General features: G+C 45.2%; 14 protein-coding genes and 8 tRNA genes. 8 read left to right on the top strand and 14 right to left on the bottom strand.

From position 1 onward, the window contains the following. Window positions 1-71: 71 nt before the first annotated feature. From tig to BIZ39_RS01185, 9 genes are all read right to left on the bottom strand, one after another. Window positions 72-1,376, bottom strand: a complete 1,305-nt coding sequence (gene tig / locus BIZ39_RS01225; RefSeq protein ID WP_187446158.1) for a trigger factor — start codon at window positions 1,374-1,376, stop codon at window positions 72-74. A gap of 346 nt (window positions 1,377-1,722) precedes the next feature. Continuing rightward, window positions 1,723-1,799, bottom strand: a tRNA-Pro gene (locus BIZ39_RS01220). Between the two features lie 42 nt (window positions 1,800-1,841). Beyond that, window positions 1,842-1,926, bottom strand: a tRNA-Leu gene (locus BIZ39_RS01215). Window positions 1,927-1,933: 7 nt separating this feature from the next. After that, a tRNA-His gene (locus BIZ39_RS01210) sits at window positions 1,934-2,009 on the bottom strand. 169 nt (window positions 2,010-2,178) lie between these two features. Then, a tRNA-Pro gene (locus BIZ39_RS01205) sits at window positions 2,179-2,255 on the bottom strand. A 42-nt stretch (window positions 2,256-2,297) separates the two neighbouring features. Beyond that, a tRNA-Leu gene (locus BIZ39_RS01200) sits at window positions 2,298-2,382 on the bottom strand. Window positions 2,383-2,389: 7 nt separating this feature from the next. Next, window positions 2,390-2,465: transfer RNA gene (locus BIZ39_RS01195), tRNA-His, on the bottom strand. A gap of 88 nt (window positions 2,466-2,553) precedes the next feature. Next, window positions 2,554-2,630: transfer RNA gene (locus BIZ39_RS01190), tRNA-Arg, on the bottom strand. Window positions 2,631-2,654: 24 nt separating this feature from the next. Then, window positions 2,655-2,731, bottom strand: a tRNA-Pro gene (locus BIZ39_RS01185). Between the two features lie 346 nt (window positions 2,732-3,077). On the opposite strand from BIZ39_RS01185, the gene folD reads away from it, so the two are divergent. From folD to BIZ39_RS01155, 6 genes are all read left to right on the top strand, one after another. Then, entirely contained in the window at window positions 3,078-3,932 is an 855-nt protein-coding gene (gene folD, locus BIZ39_RS01180; RefSeq protein WP_014950149.1) for a bifunctional methylenetetrahydrofolate dehydrogenase/methenyltetrahydrofolate cyclohydrolase FolD, read from the top strand. 105 nt (window positions 3,933-4,037) lie between these two features. Then, a complete protein-coding gene (locus BIZ39_RS01175) occupies window positions 4,038-4,616 on the top strand; it encodes a DUF1415 domain-containing protein (protein WP_187446157.1) in 579 nt (192 codons plus the stop codon). 237 nt (window positions 4,617-4,853) lie between these two features. Then, complete coding sequence (gene tsaA, locus BIZ39_RS01170) at window positions 4,854-5,573, top strand: tRNA (N6-threonylcarbamoyladenosine(37)-N6)-methyltransferase TrmO (RefSeq protein ID WP_131138152.1); 720 nt, start codon at window positions 4,854-4,856, stop codon at window positions 5,571-5,573. A gap of 182 nt (window positions 5,574-5,755) precedes the next feature. Further along, a complete protein-coding gene (locus tag BIZ39_RS01165; protein WP_039231569.1) occupies window positions 5,756-7,474 on the top strand; it encodes a proline--tRNA ligase in 1,719 nt (572 codons plus the stop codon). Window positions 7,475-7,511: 37 nt separating this feature from the next. Then, window positions 7,512-8,354 carry an MBL fold metallo-hydrolase gene (locus BIZ39_RS01160; RefSeq protein WP_187446156.1) on the top strand — a complete coding sequence of 281 codons (843 nt, stop codon included), beginning with the start codon at window positions 7,512-7,514 and terminating at the stop codon, window positions 8,352-8,354. A 35-nt stretch (window positions 8,355-8,389) separates the two neighbouring features. Next, complete coding sequence (locus tag BIZ39_RS01155) at window positions 8,390-9,406, top strand: phospholipase A (protein ID WP_039231566.1); 1,017 nt, start codon at window positions 8,390-8,392, stop codon at window positions 9,404-9,406. Window positions 9,407-9,487: 81 nt separating this feature from the next. Here BIZ39_RS01155 and BIZ39_RS01150 read toward each other — a convergent pair whose 3' ends face one another. The 4 genes from BIZ39_RS01150 to guaB form a co-directional block, all read right to left on the bottom strand. Next, the gene (locus BIZ39_RS01150) at window positions 9,488-10,390 is read right to left on the bottom strand and encodes a histone deacetylase (RefSeq protein ID WP_049588927.1); all 903 of its coding nucleotides are present in this window, start codon (window positions 10,388-10,390) and stop codon (window positions 9,488-9,490) included. Window positions 10,391-10,499: 109 nt separating this feature from the next. Next, entirely contained in the window at window positions 10,500-12,122 is a 1,623-nt protein-coding gene (locus tag BIZ39_RS01145; RefSeq protein WP_014950156.1) for a methyl-accepting chemotaxis protein, read from the bottom strand. 212 nt (window positions 12,123-12,334) lie between these two features. Then, window positions 12,335-13,912, bottom strand: coding sequence for a glutamine-hydrolyzing GMP synthase (guaA, locus tag BIZ39_RS01140; protein ID WP_014950157.1), 1,578 nt, complete (start codon window positions 13,910-13,912; stop codon window positions 12,335-12,337). 70 nt (window positions 13,913-13,982) lie between these two features. After that, entirely contained in the window at window positions 13,983-15,452 is a 1,470-nt protein-coding gene (guaB, locus tag BIZ39_RS01135) for an IMP dehydrogenase (RefSeq protein ID WP_014950158.1), read from the bottom strand. A 100-nt stretch (window positions 15,453-15,552) separates the two neighbouring features. Here guaB and xseA point away from each other — a divergent pair, with 100 nt between their 5' ends. Both xseA and BIZ39_RS01125 read left to right on the top strand, forming a co-directional pair. After that, a complete protein-coding gene (xseA, locus tag BIZ39_RS01130) occupies window positions 15,553-16,905 on the top strand; it encodes an exodeoxyribonuclease VII large subunit (RefSeq protein WP_187446155.1) in 1,353 nt (450 codons plus the stop codon). A 15-nt stretch (window positions 16,906-16,920) separates the two neighbouring features. Further along, window positions 16,921-18,078, top strand: coding sequence for a hypothetical protein (locus BIZ39_RS01125; RefSeq protein ID WP_187446154.1), 1,158 nt, complete (start codon window positions 16,921-16,923; stop codon window positions 18,076-18,078). Here BIZ39_RS01125 and BIZ39_RS01120 read toward each other — a convergent pair. Next, complete coding sequence (locus BIZ39_RS01120; protein ID WP_039218122.1) at window positions 18,075-18,254, bottom strand: hypothetical protein; 180 nt, start codon at window positions 18,252-18,254, stop codon at window positions 18,075-18,077. The two genes, BIZ39_RS01125 and BIZ39_RS01120, sit on opposite strands and share 4 nt — an antisense overlap. Window positions 18,255-18,451 lie beyond the last annotated feature (197 nt).

The raw sequence follows: 18,451 nt of genomic DNA, 5'->3' as shown, positions 1-18,451 counted from the left end.
ACAAAAATGCTCGGAAGGCTCCGAGCATTTAAGCAGTTGCTGACAAGTAATGTCAATCAGACAGTAAAAAATTACGCCTGTTTGTTCATAACCTCGTCAAAAGCTTTAGTTACTTCGGTAACTTTTGCTTGCTCAAGAACCCACTCAATAGCTTGTTCTTCTAGTGCAACGTTCTGCATTTGTTGCATAAGCTCTTGGTTGTTGTTGTAGTAATCAACAACTTCTTGCGGATCTTCATACGCTGAAGCAGCAGTTTCGATCATCTCGTTAACTTTAGCTTCGTCTGCTTTAAGTTCGTTCTGCTTGATCACTTCACCTAGAAGAAGACCAATAGATACGCGACGTTTAGCGTTGTCAGTAAACAATTCAGCTGGTAGGTCTGGAAGGTTCTGACCACCGCCTTGTTGGCTGAAACGTTGTTTGGCTTGCTCGCGAAGTGCGTTCACTTCTTGATCGATAAGCGCTTGAGGAATATCAATCTCGTTAGCTTCAACTAGCTTAGCAATAACGTCTTCTTTAACTTGCGCTTTTAGCGTCTGGTTTAGTTCACGCTGCATGTTCTTACGAACTTCTGCTTTAAGCGCGTCAACACCGCCTTCTTCAACACCGAATAGTTTAGCAAACTCTTCGTCAACTTTTGGAAGGTTTAAGCCTTCTACTTTCTTAACGGTAGTTTGGAAAACTGCATCTTTACCTTTTAGGTTTTCTGCGTGGTAGTCTTCAGGGAAAGTTACTTCGATAGTCACTTCTTCACCCGCTTTCGCGCCAACAAGAGGCTTTTCGAAACCAGGGATCATGCGATCTTTACCTAGCTCAAGAGCGAAGTCTTCTGCTTTACCACCTTCAAACTCTTCACCGTCGATAGAACCAACAAAGTCGATGATAACTTTGTCGTCTTTCTTCGCTTTACGCTTAACTTCTTTCCAAGTTGCGTGCTGCTTCTGAAGTGTTTCCATCATGTTATCTAGATCTTCGTCAGTAATTTCTACTACTGGCTTTTCGATTTCGATATCGCTAACACCTTTTACTTCTACTTCTGGGTAAACTTCGAAAGATGCTGTGAATTCTAGGTCCTGACCGTCTTCGTCTTTAGTCAGTTCAAACTTCGGCATACCGGCAGGCTGAATTTTCTCTTGAATCACTGCTTGGTAGAAGTTTTGCTGCATAACATCGCCAGCAACTTCTTGGCGAACAGCTTGGCCGAAACGCTTTTTGATTACGCTTACAGGAACTTTACCTGGACGGAAGCCGTTGATGCGTTGTGTTTTCGCCAATTGCTGTAGACGTGACTTAACTGCTGAATCAACCGTGTCAGATGGAACGGTGATAGTAAGACGGCGTTCTAAACCCTGGGTCGTCTCGACTGAAACTTGCATTATGTTACCTCAACTATACGCCTCTGTAGGCGTTTTGTTCTCAATCCCCTCTCCCGTCATGCAAGAGTTGCATATCACGCCGGGGTAGAGGTCGTTATTCGACGTTTATAAAATCAAAGTTAGGACACGAAATTGTGTCAAAAAGCCAACCTGAAACAAACGTACTGGTTAAAAAAAGACGCGGTAGTATACAGCCGCATACCACAAGAGTCGAGAGGCAAACACAAGTTTGTAACAACCATTTGAACGCATTTTGACCAAATAGCGAAACTAATAGCTTAAATAGTGAAAAAGACAGAATTTATGCGAATTTATTGAGCAGTGAATAAAGAGGAGAGAAAGATAATGGTCGGTGAGACAGGATTTGAACCTGCGACCCCTTGTACCCAAAACAAGTGCGCTACCAAGCTGCGCCACTCACCGACAGATATATCTTTTTGAAAAGCCCTGCGAGAGCTTTAAATATGGTGCGGAAGGAGAGACTTGAACTCTCACGCCGTGAAGCACTGGAACCTAAATCCAGCGTGTCTACCAATTCCACCACTTCCGCAAAAAAGTGGGGTGGACGATGGGATTTGAACCCACGACAACCGGAATCACAATCCGGGGCTCTACCAACTGAGCTACGCCCACCATAGTAATCCTGTTCAGACTTATGTGTGAATTGAGAAACACATAAGCACCTACCGAGCTGTCAGGATCTTACATAGCTACTCGGTAGTTAATGTCGACTCATACCCTAGCCCATAGAGGATTTATCACTCCTAGCTAAAAGTATTTACTGAATCGAAGAAAGCATAAATGGTCGGTGAGACAGGATTTGAACCTGCGACCCCTTGTACCCAAAACAAGTGCGCTACCAAGCTGCGCCACTCACCGACTGGAATGCTTACGTTAAGCTTTTGATAAAGCTTGAAAATATGGTGCGGAAGGAGAGACTTGAACTCTCACGCCGTGAAGCACTGGAACCTAAATCCAGCGTGTCTACCAATTCCACCACTTCCGCGAAAAAGTGGGGTGGACGATGGGACTTGAACCCACGACAACCGGAATCACAATCCGGGGCTCTACCAACTGAGCTACGCCCACCATAGGGTGTGTTTGCAATTTACACGCTTTATTTTAGCAGTGTAAATACGAAAATTCAGCCTTGCTATCAGGACCTACCTGACTCGCATGGCGCGCCCGGCAGGATTCGAACCTGCGACCCACGGCTTAGAAGGCCGTTGCTCTATCCAGCTGAGCTACGGGCGCTTGGCGAATCTTCGCTGCAAAAAGTGGTCGGTGAGACAGGATTTGAACCTGCGACCCCTTGTACCCAAAACAAGTGCGCTACCAAGCTGCGCCACTCACCGACTGTCGTACCGACCTTAAAGCGTTAGCCTCTGTGCCGTTACGGGGTGCGAATATTACTGACATCCCCCCACCTCGTCAAACACTTTTTTAAATAAAATCATCAACCGCTCACAAAGCATCCATTCTCACGTTTTTTTGAACAATTACCCTTGTATTTGCCTGTCTTTAGCCTAGGTTTGCGCTTCTTTTAAAGGGTAAGCATCAGGCTTTCCATTAACGGTCGTTTACGTTGAACATTTGTGGCGAATAATTGCAGAGCAATAACTACTAGAGTATTAGTCCTATTTTATGAAACAATATAGGGCACTTGTTGACCACCCAACCATATAAGAATCGTACAAGACTATGACCGCCCATCTTATTGACGGCAAACTAATTGCCAAACAAGTTCGCCAACACGTAACCTCCTATGTTGAATCGCTTACGCAAGCAGGTAAAAGACAACCAGGCCTAGCCGTTGTCCTTGTTGGCAGTGATGCAGCTTCTCAAGTTTATGTTTCCAATAAACGTAAAGCGTGCGAAGAAGTGGGGTTCGTTTCTCGCTCTTTCGACCTTCCTTCTGATACCACAGAAGAGACCTTGCTAAATTTAGTGGACGAGCTAAACGAAGATAAAGAGATAGACGGAATTCTGGTACAGCTTCCTTTACCTGCAGGGTTAAATGCAGAAAAGGTACTTGAACGTATTCACCCTCATAAAGATGTCGACGGATTTCATCCATACAACATTGGCCGCCTTGCACAGCGTATTCCTGCACTACGTCCCTGCACGCCAAAAGGCATCATGACCATGATAGAGTCAACCAAGCGCCCTGTAAAAGGCTTAGACGCGGTCATTGTAGGTGCGTCGAACATTGTGGGGCGCCCTATGAGCCTGGAACTGCTTTTAGCAGGCTGCACCGTTACTACCTGTCATAAGTTTACTCAAGACCTTAAAAGTCACGTTCAACGTGCAGACCTACTGGTAGTCGCGGTAGGTAAACCGAACTTTATTCCTGGTGACTGGGTAAAACAGGGCGCGATTGTCATTGATGTAGGTATTAATCGCGTTAATGATGGTTCACTTGTTGGCGATGTTGATTTCGAAAAAGCGAAAGAGCGCGCAGGCTGGATAACCCCCGTTCCAGGCGGAGTTGGGCCGATGACAGTAGCCAGTTTGATAGAGAATACGCTGGAAGCTTACGTAAAATATCATTCTTAAAGCACAAATAGTTCAATCAAAATGTTAGGCAGAAATCAAATTTCTGCCTTTTTGTTTTATACTCCCCTCACGTTGAACACAGACTCAAACTGACCTACACCTTTTATGGCAGAACCAACATCTCCTTTATGGGAACAGCACGTAATTGATGCAACGCTTAAATGGGTTGACGACATTGTGATAAAGCACAACTTTTGTCCCTTTGCGCGCTATGTAAGAACACCTCATCAAATTCGGTGTGTGGTAATTGAGGGCGATGCGGGAAATGTCGTTCAATCGCTATACGATGAGTTGCGGCATTTAGAAGAGAACGACACCACCGCTACAACACTAATTGCACTCACGCATTCAACCCTTGCTGATTTCAACGAATATCTCGATGTACTGGCTATTAGCGATAATATGCTGCACGACTGGGGATACAGCGGCACTTATCAACTTGCCAGCTTCCACCCCAATTATGTATTCGACGATAGCGACGTAGACAATGCTGAAAACTATACCAATCGTTCACCCTACCCGCTTTTGCATTTGATTCGTGAAGCTGACATCACACGCTACATGAAAAAAGAAGAGGATGCCGAAAAGATATTCAGGCATAACATTGAAAAAGCACGGACGCTTGGGTGCCCTTATTTTGAGGGTGTGTTAGACACGCTTAAAAAAGATAAGCCCGCTCGATAAAACACGGGAAGCTTACCTTTTTTGTGCAATGTAAAAAACACGCACTAAAAAGGGAATAAGCTCGTGATGCGAGCAGGCCCAAAGTATTGGATTACTCCAGGGAACCCAAATAAGCAGCGCCTTATAACAAGCAGGATGTTTATTTGGCTCAAGCTTTCACTTGAAACGTCACTTTACCTGCAAATTATGTGAGTAATATGACAACGTTACACATTTTGACTTCGTTAGGGCTAAAACGTGAATACCCACAATTCATTTTCTCTCGAGGCGATAGCGACCGTCGCTACGCCTTTCAAGCAAAAGTTTGCTATTCCAAGGCAGCCCAACTTGGCTAACGCCGAAGGTATTATTACCTTCGAAGAAGGCTTTAACGATATCAATTTGCTTAAAGGGATAGAGAATTACAGTCACCTGTGGCTGCTTTTTATCTTTCACCAAAACATTGAACGCGGTTGGAAAAATACGGTAAAAGCCCCTCGTCTAGGTGGTAATGCAACTATGGGCGTATTGGCAAGTCGCAGTACCCACCGACCTAATGGGATTGGCATGTCTGTGGTGAAAAACAAAGGTGTGGTTAGCAGTAATGGACAGACACAGTTAGTGGTTGAAGGGGTAGATTTAGTCGACGGCACACCACTTGTCGATATCAAGCCCTATATCGCGTACGCTGATAGTGTTCCTAGCGCCAGCGATAATCTTGATGACATTAACCCCATACCCAATCGCGACGTATCATTCGCCGATACAATCCAGCCCACGCTTGCTGAAATAGAGAAAAAGCACCGTGGTTTTTCTGCCTTGGTGACTGCGGTACTGTCCCAAGACCCTCGCCCAGCCTATAAACAGCATATTGAAAATGATGAGAAAACCTACCGCGTGACGCTATACGATATTGATGTAGGGTTTGAAATAAGAGATGCCGCCGTTAAGGTGACCGAACTGGTTCATTTAGGATAATTACACTATTAGTGTTAACAGTCTGTGGCGAAATAGCTCACAGTTAATTAGAATACGCCCAAACGTGTGACACCTTATCTCGGTTCAAGCATTTCGCAATGTTTTGTTTTGCGAATTGCCGTTTGCGAAAGAGCATCACACTAACCGTCATAAATACATTTATAACAGGATACCTGCTTTACATGCGCACTAGTCAATATTTGCTTGCCACGCAGAAAGAAACACCTGCAGATGCAGAGGTTATCAGCCACCAGCTTATGCTAAGAGCTGGTATGATCAGAAAGCTTGCCTCGGGTCTATACACATGGTTGCCATCTGGTCTTCGTGTACTTAATAAAGTAGCCAATATTGTTCGTGAAGAAATGAACAAAGCAGGCGCGATTGAAGTGCTAATGCCCGTTGTTCAGCCCGCAGATTTGTGGGAAGAATCTGGACGATGGGAAGAGTACGGCCCAGAGTTACTTCGTATTAAAGACCGCCACCAGCGTGATTTCGTATTAGGCCCAACGCACGAAGAAGTTATTACTGCACTTGTGCGTAATGAAATTAGCAGCTACAAGCAGCTTCCACTGAACCTATACCAAATTCAGACCAAATTCCGAGACGAAGTACGCCCTCGTTTCGGCATTATGCGCGGTCGTGAATTTACCATGAAAGATGCGTACAGCTTCCACTTGGAAGATAGCTGCTTAGAAGAAACGTATCAAAAAATGTACGACGCTTACTGCAACATATTCTCGCGTATGGGCTTAGACTTCAGGGCAGTAATTGCCGACTCTGGCTCTATTGGTGGTAATCACTCTCACGAATTCCACGTACTTGCCGCATCAGGTGAAGACGATATCGCTTTCTCAAGCGACAGTGATTACGCAGCCAATGTTGAAATGGCTGAAGCTGTTGCGCCTGAAAAAGCTGTCGCATCGGGCGCTGCAGTTGAGACTAAAGATGCCAAAGGCAAAGATTTCAATGCCATCTTAAAAAGCGTAGAAGCCGAAGTGACAAACGCGGTCAAAGTCGTAGTAGTGAAAGCCGCTAATGAAGTAGACAGTAAAGGCGAAGAAGTAGTTTCTGACAAATGGGTAGCCCTTGTACTTCGTGCTGATCATGAGCTTAATGATGTAAAAGCAGAGAAGTTAGACGGCGTTGCAAGCCCGCTTGTTGAAGCATCATTTGAACAAGCAAAAGATATTCTTGGCGTTTCACCATTGTTTGCTGATGCAACCAACCTGCCTGTACCCGCTTTTATTGACGCCAGTGCAGCTGCCCTTGCTGACTTCACTACAGGCGCAGGCGCAGGCGGTAAGATAAATATTAACGTAAACTGGTCTGAAGATATTACTGGCGTTGATATTCGCAACGTTGTAGCAGGCGATGCATCTCCTGACGGGAAAGGCACGCTAGATATTAAACGCGGCATCGAAGTGGGCCATATCTTCCAGCTTGGCAGCAAGTATTCAGAGGCCATGAACTGCGGCGTACTAAGCGAATCAGGTAAGCACCAAACCTTAACTATGGGTTGTTACGGTATAGGCGTATCTCGAATTGTTGCGGCAGCTATCGAGCAAAACCACGATAAATTTGGCATAAAGTGGCCAGATCCTATTGCACCGTTTAAAATTGCATTAATACCAATGAATATGCATAAGTCTCATCGCATTAAAGAAGCAGCGGAAGCGCTTTATGAAGAGCTTGTTGCCCTTGGCGTAGAAGTGTTGTTTGACGACAGAAAAGAGCGTCCGGGTGTCATGTTCAATGATATGGAATTAATTGGCATACCTCACAGCATTGTTATTGGTGAAAGAAACCTAGATAATCAACAGGTTGAGTATAAGAATAGACGTACTGGTGAAAAGCAGTTGTTAGATATTAGCGCAGCAAAGGACTTTGTAGCCGCACTCTAGCGCCTGATCTCGCCGATTAGATTAGAAAAGAGGGCGTATGCGGTTAACATTTTATGGCGTAAGAGGGTCAATCCCTACCCCGGGAGCAGCTTACGTCCGCTATGGTGGCAATACTGCATGCGTTCACATTGAGCTTGAGGATGGTACCGATATCATCCTCGACTCTGGAACAGGGATTCGCGTGCTTGGCGAGCGCCTTATTCAAAAAGATACCCCCATTAATCTGCTATTGAGCCACAACCATTGGGATCATATTCAAGGCTTCCCTTTTTTTGCGCCTATCTATCAGGCTTCACGCGAAATCAACATATACCCGGGTCAAACCCTCCTTGATGAACCTGATCAAATTTTAAAGCAAATGGAAGGGTCGTTATTTCCAGTCCCCAGAAGTGCGTTGAAAGCTAACATTTCTATTGTCGATATTCCCAAGTCTACAAGCCGATTTTCAGTAGGAAGCGCAACCATAACTCGCTTAGCCATGAACCACCCCGGTCGTGGCAGTGCCTATTGTATTGAAGCCGATGACGCAAAGGTGGCTTACATAACAGATAATGAGCTTTACCCCCCCTACAAAAAAGAAACAGACTTTATCGATTTCGCAAAATTTGCACAAAATGCCGATCTGCTAATACACGATGCACAGTATATGTTGTCTGACATGCCAGCGAAGAACGGATGGGGTCATTCGGTCGCGGAAGAAGCGGTGAAACTAGCAATGGCATGTAACGCAAAAAAATTAGCTTTATATAGTCATGATCCAGAACGGACTGATAACGATATAGATGATGTTGTAAACCATTGTAATGTATACGTCACAGTGGCAGAGTCTAATCTACAAGTATTTGCATCTTCAGAAGGCCAAGCACTGGACTTCAGTTAAGCATAACAACAACCCCACGTTACGGAGAATTAAAGGTGTCTGTGTTAAAGCCTTTTGTATTTTTGGCAGCATTTGCTGCTTGCACGCCTGTGTGCGCTCAACAATCACAAGAAGTGGTAAGCGAACAAGCATCATCTTCAGAAAATAGTGAACAAGAGCGCACTGTTGAAAATGAAGAAAATCAATCGTCTCAGGAAGAAAGCGGTATTGAAGTTATCGATATCATCAAACGTGACACCATCACGGAAAGTGCACTGGATAACCGATTAGAAGGCGATAAAGAAGCACTGGATAATGTGTTTGCTATCACTCAGCATAGACAAAACTATCTACTTCCAATCACTTACGTTTCCAACCCAAGCTCTGTGGCAAGTGAAGAACTCACAAACGAGAACATAGACAATAAAGAAGCAAAATTTCAGGTAAGCGCAAAGCTGCCGCTTTATTTGGAAGATACAGGATTCGACGGCGTTTACTTTGGCTTTACGCTAACCTCTTTCTGGCAGCTTTATAACAGCGAAGCGTCGAAGCCGTTTCGCGAGACCAATTACGAACCAGAAGTCTTTTGGCAAGAAACAGCCGATTATTCCGTACTTGGCTACAAATTTAATACCTTTCAAGTTGGTTTCAATCATATGTCTAACGGTCAAAGCGGGCTGCGCTCTCGAAGCTGGAACCGTATATTTGCCTCTATTGTCTTTAGCGACGATGACGATATCTACTACCTAAAGACGTGGTACCGTATTCCTGAAGACGAGAAAACAGACCCGCTTGATCCTACCGGCGACGATAACCCTGATATACAAGACTATTACGGTAGAATGGAACTTGGTTATGGAAGGAAAATTGGCGCGTTTAAAGTACTGGCGCTTTTACGAAATAACCTCGACGTAGATGAGAACCGAGGCAGCATCCAGCTAGACTTCACCTACCCTATCTCTGATCGCTATGAAGTCTTGCTTCAATACTTCAATGGCTATGGCGATTCGCTTATCGACTATAACCGCTCACAAGAACGTATTGGTATCGGTTTTCAGCTGCACTTTTTGTAATAAATAACCACGTAGACACAGGATGGGCACGCCAAACCGCTTTTGCATGGCGTGCTCTTCTCATTTCGACATCACTGTTTGCTAATCAATCACGCCTGCCGCGCGATAAAGCTGAATATGCACCTCTACCAGCGCAGCAATATCTCTTTGGTAGCCTCCACCAATCACCGCAGCAATCGGAACGCCTAAACGCTCGGCTAACGCAAAGACTTGCGTATCTCTCTCGTACACGCCTTGCGTAGAAATATGTAAATGACCAAGGTCGTCGTTTACATGCACATCAACGCCTGCGTCATAGATGATGGCATCGGGCTGGAATTGTCTCATTACCATCGTTAGCGCTTGTTCTAGCGTAGTTAGATACTCATCGTCTTCGGTGCCCTTATCGAGCCCTATATCAATATCGGAACGCTGCTTTCTGTGAGGGAAGTTCTTTTCACCATGAATAGATAAGGTAAAAATATCACGGTCGTTTTCGGCAAGTTTTGCTGTGCCATCGCCTTGATGCACATCTAAATCGACAATAAGCACATTTTCAACGGACGGGGTTTGCTGCATAGTTTTCGCTGCCAAATATAAATCGTTGAACAAGCAAAAACCTGAACCAAAATCAGCAAACGCGTGATGATACCCGCCCGTTAAATTCAATGCTTTTCCATGCTCTAGAGCTAGCTTGGCTGTTAAACAGGTCCCAGCGACGGCAGTACGGGTACGCTCAATCAGCTGCTGCGACCAGGGAAAGCCTATGCGGCGCATGGCTTTCTTATCTAATGCGCCAGTACTTAGTGCATCAACATAGTCCGGATCGTAATAGGCTGTGAGAAAAGAAAGATCAACCGGTGATGGAGTAACAAAACGCGATGCTTCCACACCACGATTTAACAATTCATCGCGAATACCTACGTACTTCTCGATGGGAAATCGGTGTCGCTCAGGAAGATCTAACTGGCTATAAATAGGATGAAATACGAGTGGTGTTGTCATTATTATCAATACTGGTTTAGGACGTGCGCATCTATAACAGATAAAAGAAAAGGAGCGTGAACATTGTTCAAACACTCCCTTTTAACGTGTTTATACTGACAAAGCACAGTTAGCGGGTCAAACTGTTCACCACCTTTTCAACATTTTCTGACATACTTTTCATTGAGCGTGACATGTCATCACGCTGAGCAAGTTGATGATATTTTTCAGATGATGTGACCACATTACTGATAATTGTTTCCACCTGCTGAAGTACAGCCTCTTGCTCATCTGCGGCTTCGTTAAGCGCCACAACTACGCTGGCGGTTTCTTGAATATCCCTCACCACGTTATTGAGTGTTTCAAGCGCTGTCGCTGCTTCTGCTGCGTTTGTGTCTGACAGCTGCTTGCCTGACGACATCGCCGCAACGGCCCCTTTTGCTTCAGCTTCAAAGCTACTTAAAATGTCGTTAATTTCCTTGGTCGACTGCTGTGTTTTAGCTGCAAGTGCTCGAACCTCGTCGGCTACCACAGCAAAACCTCGGCCATGCTCACCTGCCCTAGCAGCTTCAATTGCTGCGTTTAGAGCCAGCAGGTTAGTCTGATCGGCAATTTCGTTAATAACATTTACCACTTTTAGAATATTGGTACTGCGGCTTTGCAGTTCTGACACGATATTACTAGATTCGGTTACCGTTTTTGCTAGTTGCTTAAAGCCTGCATTGGCGCTTTCAAACGTGGCATAACAACTTGCCACGTTCTTTTCTGAGTTATTTGTCGCCACAGCAACTTGGTCAGTGATTGCCACTAAATTTTGCACAATCTCTTTAAGTTTATCCGTACTGCTATCAAGCGAGCGCGACGCATCCCGTTGTCCATTGGCGCCTTCCATAATGGATTGACTGACGTTACCGAGGGTGCCAAACGCCTTCTCCATTTCGGTCTCCGCTTGTTGAAGCTGCGCAACCGAATCTTTTAATTTGTTTTGTAATGCCCTGGCAGATTCTGCCAGCATGCCCAATTCATGGTCGCTGGAATACGTTAACGCGTAGTCGTAACGGCTATGAGCCAAGTTAGATATACACGCCGCAACCTGCTTCGTTGGTTTAATAACCTGAGAGCGCAAACGAGCAATCACATAAGCAACAGAAAGCACAGAAAGCGCAATTGCTGCCAGTAGAATTATCCAGAGCATAGTGCGCGTATTGGCTTTAAGTTCAGCAATCGCATTCGCTGAATCCGCTGCAATTTCCGCCGCGATACCTGAGAGGAGCTTAGCAGGCTCTCTATCAATACCTCGAACAAAGCTATCTCCAACCTTTGGATCAAACCCTGAGTTAATAAATGCGTCGTATCCTTCACGGTATTTCTCGGCCATGACTGCATGGGCTTTTTGAAATTGCCTGATATCTGACTTCACGCTTTCACTTATCACACTACTTGATAGCATCAGGTCAAACTGGCGAGTGATGTCGGCCTCTCTCTGCTTGAATCGCTCCCAGTATTTTTCTCGGTCGTCTTTTTTGTGGCCACGCAACAATACGTTCTTCCACTCTTGCACTTGAGTTTTGAAAGTACTTAGCGTGGTATTGACGTCTCGTTCTGACTGAACAAGGGTGTTTTCTAACTCATCGAATGAATTAAGTAACGAGAAAGACTTTAGAATTGAGGCACCGTTTAATAGTACAAGAATTAAAAAGCTGGCGAGAACAGGCGTCATCACCAAACGGCTGATGCTTGTGTAATTGAACACGGCTTAACCTTTAGTATAAATTTAAAGAAGGACGTCGCCATTAAATGATATTTTTATGACGGTATGGTTACAAATTTGGTATGAATCAACATACCAATATATGCGAAAATATACACCCTTATAGTAACAGGCTTATTAACTTGTTCTTTTTTAAGTAGATACAAAAAAAGAGCCCGAAGGCTCTCTTTTCATTTCGGTAAATTTACACCCGTTTATTCCCACTCAATCGTAGCAGGTGGCTTACCAGAAATGTCGTATACTACGCGGCTAATGCCGTCAATTTCATTGATAATGCGATTCGACACTTTACCTAGGAAGTCGTAGGGTAAATGTGCCCAGTGAGCTGTCATGAAATCGATGGTTTCTACTGCACGAAGGCTTACTACCCAGTCATATTTACGCGCATCACCCATTACGCCAACTGAGCGCACTGGAAGAAATACGGTAAACGCTTGGCTTACTTTTTGGTATAGGTCAGCTGCATATAGCTCTTCAATGAAGATAGCGTCTGCACGACGTAGTAAGTCGCAATATTCTTTCTTAATTTCACCAAGTACACGAACACCTAGACCCGGACCAGGGAACGGGTGACGGTAAAGCATGTCGTACGGTAAACCTAGCTCAAGGCCGATTTTGCGTACTTCGTCTTTAAAGAGTTCACGCAGTGGCTCAACAAGACCTAGCTCCATATCTTCTGGAAGACCACCCACGTTGTGGTGCGATTTGATTACGTGCGCTTTACCCGTTGCAGAACCCGCTGATTCAATAACGTCTGGGTAAATAGTACCTTGCGCTAACCACTTCGCGTTTTCACGCTTACCCGCTTCTTCGTCAAATACACGAACAAACTCATTACCGATAGCTTTACGTTTAAGCTCAGGATCTTCAATGCCTTTTAGGCGATCAAGAAAACGCTCTTCAGCGTCTACACGGATGATGTTTAGGCCAAAGTGGTCACCAAACATTTCCATAACCTGATCAGCTTCATTTAAACGAAGCAGGCCATTATCTACAAACACACAGGTAAGTTTGTCTCCGATTGCGCGGTGAAGCAGCATTGCTGTTACTGACGAGTCTACGCCGCCTGAAAGGCCAAGAATAACTTCTTCATCGCCCACCTTCTCTTTTATGCGCTCAATGGCATCGTCAATAATTGCGCCAGCTGTCCAGAGCTTTTCACACTTACAGATGTCCATCACAAAGTGAGTTAATAGACGCATGCCTTGGCGAGTGTGGGTCACTTCAGGGTGGAACTGCACGCCATAGAATTGCTTCTCTGCGTTATACATTGCAGCATGTGGGCATGAAGCGGTTTGCGCGATGGTTTCAAAACCTTCGGGAATAGCTGCCACTTTATCGCCGTGGCTCATCCATACATCAAGCAGCGCCGCGCCGTTATCGCCTATCGCATCTTCAATTTTATCCAGCAGCGGGCTTGGCTTAATCACTTCTACTTGCGCATAACCAAATTCACGCTTGTCTGAACCCAGTACGCCACCACCTAGCTGTTGTGCCATGGTTTGCATGCCATAGCACACGCCTAGCACTGGCACGCCAGCTTCAAATACGTACTCGGGCGCGCGTGGTGAACCTTCTTCGGTTACTGACTCTGGGCCACCTGACAGAATAATCCCTTGAGGATTAAATTCGCGGATTTGCTCTTCGGTCACATCCCAAGCCCAAAGCTCACAGTAAACGCCTATTTCGCGAACACGACGTGCTATCAACTGCGTGTATTGCGAGCCAAAATCCAAAATAAGTATGCGTTGGTCGTGGATATTTGTGGTCATGTTTTATTTTTACCCGTTAAATAAAAGAACAAAGGCTGGTGTAGTACCAGCCTCGCAGTCGTCGGTCGCCTTAACCTAAACGGTAGTTTGGCGCTTCTTTGGTAATGCTTACATCGTGAACGTGGCTCTCGCCCATTCCGGCTGAAGTTACGCGCACAAATTGTGCCTTGGTATTGAGCTCTTCAATCGTTGCGCAGCCCGTTAAGCCCATGGCTGAGCGCAAGCCGCCCATTTGCTGATGGATAATATTAGCAATTGGACCTTTGTACGCTACGCGGCCTTCAATACCTTCTGGTACTAATTTCTCAGCGTTATCAGAATCTTGGAAGTAACGGTCTGACGAACCGTGGCTTTGATCCATAGCGCCTAGTGAACCCATACCGCGATATGACTTGTAATAACGGCCTTGGAAAAGTTCTACTTCCCCTGGCGCTTCTTCAGTACCTGCTAGCATGCTGCCAACCATTACGCAGCTTGCGCCAGCAGCCAACGCCTTAGCAATGTCACCCGAAAAACGAATACCGCCGTCAGCGATTACTGGAATGTCAGTATCTTTAAGCGCTTCTACTGCATCTGATACCGCAGTAATTTGAGGCACACCGCAACCGGTTACGATACGGGTAGTACAAATTGAACCAGGGCCAATTCCCACTTTAACAGCATCTACGCCGGCATCGGCAAGTGCTTTCGCGCCATCGCCCGTCGCAACGTTACCCGCAATAATTTGTACATCTGGATAGTCTGCACGTACCTTTTTCACGCGGTCAATAACACCTTGCGAGTGACCGTGAGAGGTATCGATAAGTAGAACGTCAACGCCTGCATCTACAAGTAGTGCAATACGTTCGTCAGTACCTGGTCCAACGCTTACCGCAGCACCAACACGTAGGCGACCAAGCGAGTCTTTACATGCGTTAGGCTTATTTTCTGCTTTCTGGAAGTCTTTAACAGTGATCAGGCCTGTAAGCTTAAACGCGTCGTCGACGACAAGAATTTTCTCAATGCGGTGTTCGTGCATAAGATCTAACACCACATCAGAGCTTGCACCTTCTTTAACGGTAACCAGATCATCCTTACCGGTCATTACGTTTCTAATAGGCAAATTCAAACGCTTTTCAAAGCGAAGATCGCGGCCTGTCACAATACCAATTAGGTTATTATCTTTGTCAGTCACCGGGAAGCCAGAGTAACCAAGACGCTTAGAAAGCGCGATAACTTCACCAATGGTCGCATTCTCTTCCACCGTTACTGGGTCAGATACCACACCACTTTCGTATTTCTTAACTTCACGTACGTGTTTGGCTTGCTCTTCGGGCTTCATGTTTTTATGAATGAAACCAATACCACCCTCTTGGGCTAGCGCAATAGCTAGACGGGCTTCAGAAACCGTGTCCATTGCAGCAGACACCATTGGAATATTTAACGTTACGCCACGCGTAAGGCGTGTTTGTAAGTTGGCTGTGTGAGGGAGGACGGTCGAGTGGCCGGGAACCAGCAACACATCGTCGAACGTCAGGGCTTCTTGGATGATACGTAGCATGCAACAACACCTATTCAGTTGAGGGTTAATTGCGGCGCAATTGTAGTGTTTTTTAGTTTTCAGGTAAACTCTAAATGTATTAAACCCAGTGATTTTTTTTATGTTTACAAATTCGCCATCTACGTCTCGACAAATTTTAACAGTTACCAAGCTAAATCGCTTAGCCAGAACCGTACTGGAAGGCGAAATTGGCCTTATTTGGCTATCGGCTGAAATATCCAACTTTGTGGCAGCCGCATCAGGGCATTGGTATTTCACGCTGAAGGACAACAAAGCCCAAGTTCGCGCGGCCATGTTCAAGGGATCAAACCGCAATGTTCGCATTCGCCCTAAAGAAGGCGACAAAATTTTAGTGCGAGCGTCGGTTGGCCTTTACGAAGCACGCGGCGACTATCAACTGGTTGTCGAACACATGGAAAGCGATGGCGAAGGTGCGCTTAAGCAAGCGTTCGAAGCCTTAAAGTTCAAACTCAACTATGAAGGCTTGTTCGATACTGCTAACAAGCGTGCGCTACCTGAACGTATTAATCGCATCGGCGTAATAACTTCATCAAGCGGTGCAGCGCTTCATGATGTATTGAGTGTATTAAAACGACGCAGCCCACAAACCGAAATCATTGTTTATCCGTCGATGGTTCAGGGTGAAACCGCACCTTTACAGTTAATTAATGCGTTAAGAACGGCTAACCGCCGCGCAGAAGTGGATGTGCTGTTACTTACGCGAGGCGGAGGTTCATTAGAAGACTTGTGGTGTTTTAATGATGAAAGCTTGGCAAGAGAAGTCGCTGCAAGTGCTTTGCCCATAGTTAGCGCCGTAGGCCATGAGGTAGACTTCACCATTAGTGACTTCGTCGCCGATGTTCGCGCCCCTACCCCATCTGCTGCTGCCGAAATCTTAAGTCAGGATTCTGCCGCTCTTTACCAAACGCTAAGTCAGCAAAAACAACGCTTAGCAAGGGCAATACATCAGTACCTTCAAACGAGTAAACAACAGCTTGTTTTAAAGAAACAACGGCTAAATGCGTTGCATCCACAAAGCCGCATCCAATCGCAGTGGCAAACGTTAGACAGACTACAACTTCGTTTAGCGCATAAGATGCAAAACGACTTGGCAAAAGCAGAGAAGCGATTACAAGGTCTTGATTACAGGCTAAACAAACAATCGCCATCAGCAAACGTGGCGCGTGCAAAAGACAAACTGAATTACGCTAGCACCAAGCTCTTATCAAGCATGAATACACTCATTAGAAGCAAAAAAAATGAACTTGGTGGTAAAGTTAGCCTCTTACAATCCGTAAGTCCTCTTTCAACGCTCGCCCGTGGTTACAGCATTACTTTGTCCGACAAAGCAGCCATTAATAGCGTTAATAAAGTAAATGTAGGTGATGAGATAAAATCTCGGGTGACTGACGGAGAAATAACCAGTACAGTGACACACATTCAACGGCAATAGGTAGCCTTAAGTATTATGCCCGTTCATGTAAACGCGTTTTCCTTTTCGAGTATTTACCAGCGGGCCTGTGCATTTTGGAGCCTAAAGTCACAGCGGTTCGCTGTTCCAAAAATTTTGACACCTTTGTGCATTTTTGTTCTGTTACTAGTGCCTGACTTCACCTTTGCTTCTATGGTCAATCAACCTGTCTCTGTTTTTTCTACCTACCCGAGCGAGACGTTACTCAGGGCTTGTGGAGCCCAGCGAGCATTAAGCGAAGCTAATGCTTCTCAATCCACTAATTTGTGTTTTGAAGATGCGATTTCGCCCGACAGCTTTATTAAACTCCTAAGCGAATCAGGAGAGTTCAGTCATTTGTTCCCTTATGGCGAAGGAAACGACTACGAACTATTGATTGCTAATGTTGGCGCAGCGCCTGGCATGCATCGACAGCACGCAAAACAATTTGCAGAATTCACTTTACAATGGCGAGGGATAGAAATTGACTCATCTTCATTTGATGCGAGTGCCGCAGAAAACACAGATGTGAAAACGGAAACCGCTTTAGCCGAAGAAGAAGCTCAATCGTTGATTGCGCGCTGGATTCAACATGCCAAACATTCTGGATTATTTACCAGCCAGTTTTTGTTCGATGCGCTAGAAGCTAGCGACTATAAGGGTGGATTACAGGTACCAAACGCCATTGGCGACTTCACTAAATTAGATACTCAGTTATATCCAGACCCGTTTAACGGTGCAATTACTCGCTATATACACCCTGAGTTTGAAGATGCGCTCGTTGATGTCACCGTATATCCCTTTTTAGATCAGCTTTCTTCAGATGAAAACGAGCTACTTCCTAAGCAACTAGAAAGTGATCTGCAACGAGCTAGTGCTACAGCCGATTTACAGCAGTTAACGTTGTCTCAAATCAGTCCAGCCTCACGCTACGAGGTTAACAGCGCATTAAGAGGATGGAGATTAGGGCTGAGCGCGGCATCTGAAACATCACCAACAATTTACGCGACAACCTATGTCTTTAAGCTACAAGATAAAATCGTAAAAGTGTCTACGACTTTTCCTCCTGACTTTTCAGACAATATTGTCAATCAATTGATTGTTAACGTAGAAGTTCCACAAGAGTCTGAAATGATGAAAAAGGTTCGCTCTCTGCTTTTGGAAAGCGCGCGTTAAGCTTTTTTCGCAGAACGTCGTTTAACTAGCGGCAAACTCAACGTTGGCTTTTCTTCTGTTTTGGCGGTGAGAATATATACTTTTTGCTGCTCTTTTGGTTTATACCTATCAAACCAGTTATACATTTGATTTTTTTGAAGTGGTGAGGCGACTTTAACCAATTTTTCTACTGACACTTTATCTCCCAAAACACTGCTGGCTGTCTGCTAAACAGGTAGTGTCTGCAAAAACAGCTCCAAATTTCACATTCGTGGTAACCTCCCGAATTCAAAGGTACGTACCTATAAATGACTGAATATGTGAACAAAGAGAAAGTGGGAATAGCAGGGAAAAGAATACAATCTAAGTGTAATAATGACCTAGCAGATTAAAT

The sequence above is a fragment of the Alteromonas sp. BZK5 genome (assembly GCF_014349115.1).
Lineage (GTDB): Bacteria > Pseudomonadota > Gammaproteobacteria > Enterobacterales > Alteromonadaceae > Alteromonas > Alteromonas macleodii.
Note: the sequence above shows the minus strand (reverse complement) of the source record. Positions and strands in the feature narration are given on the sequence as shown.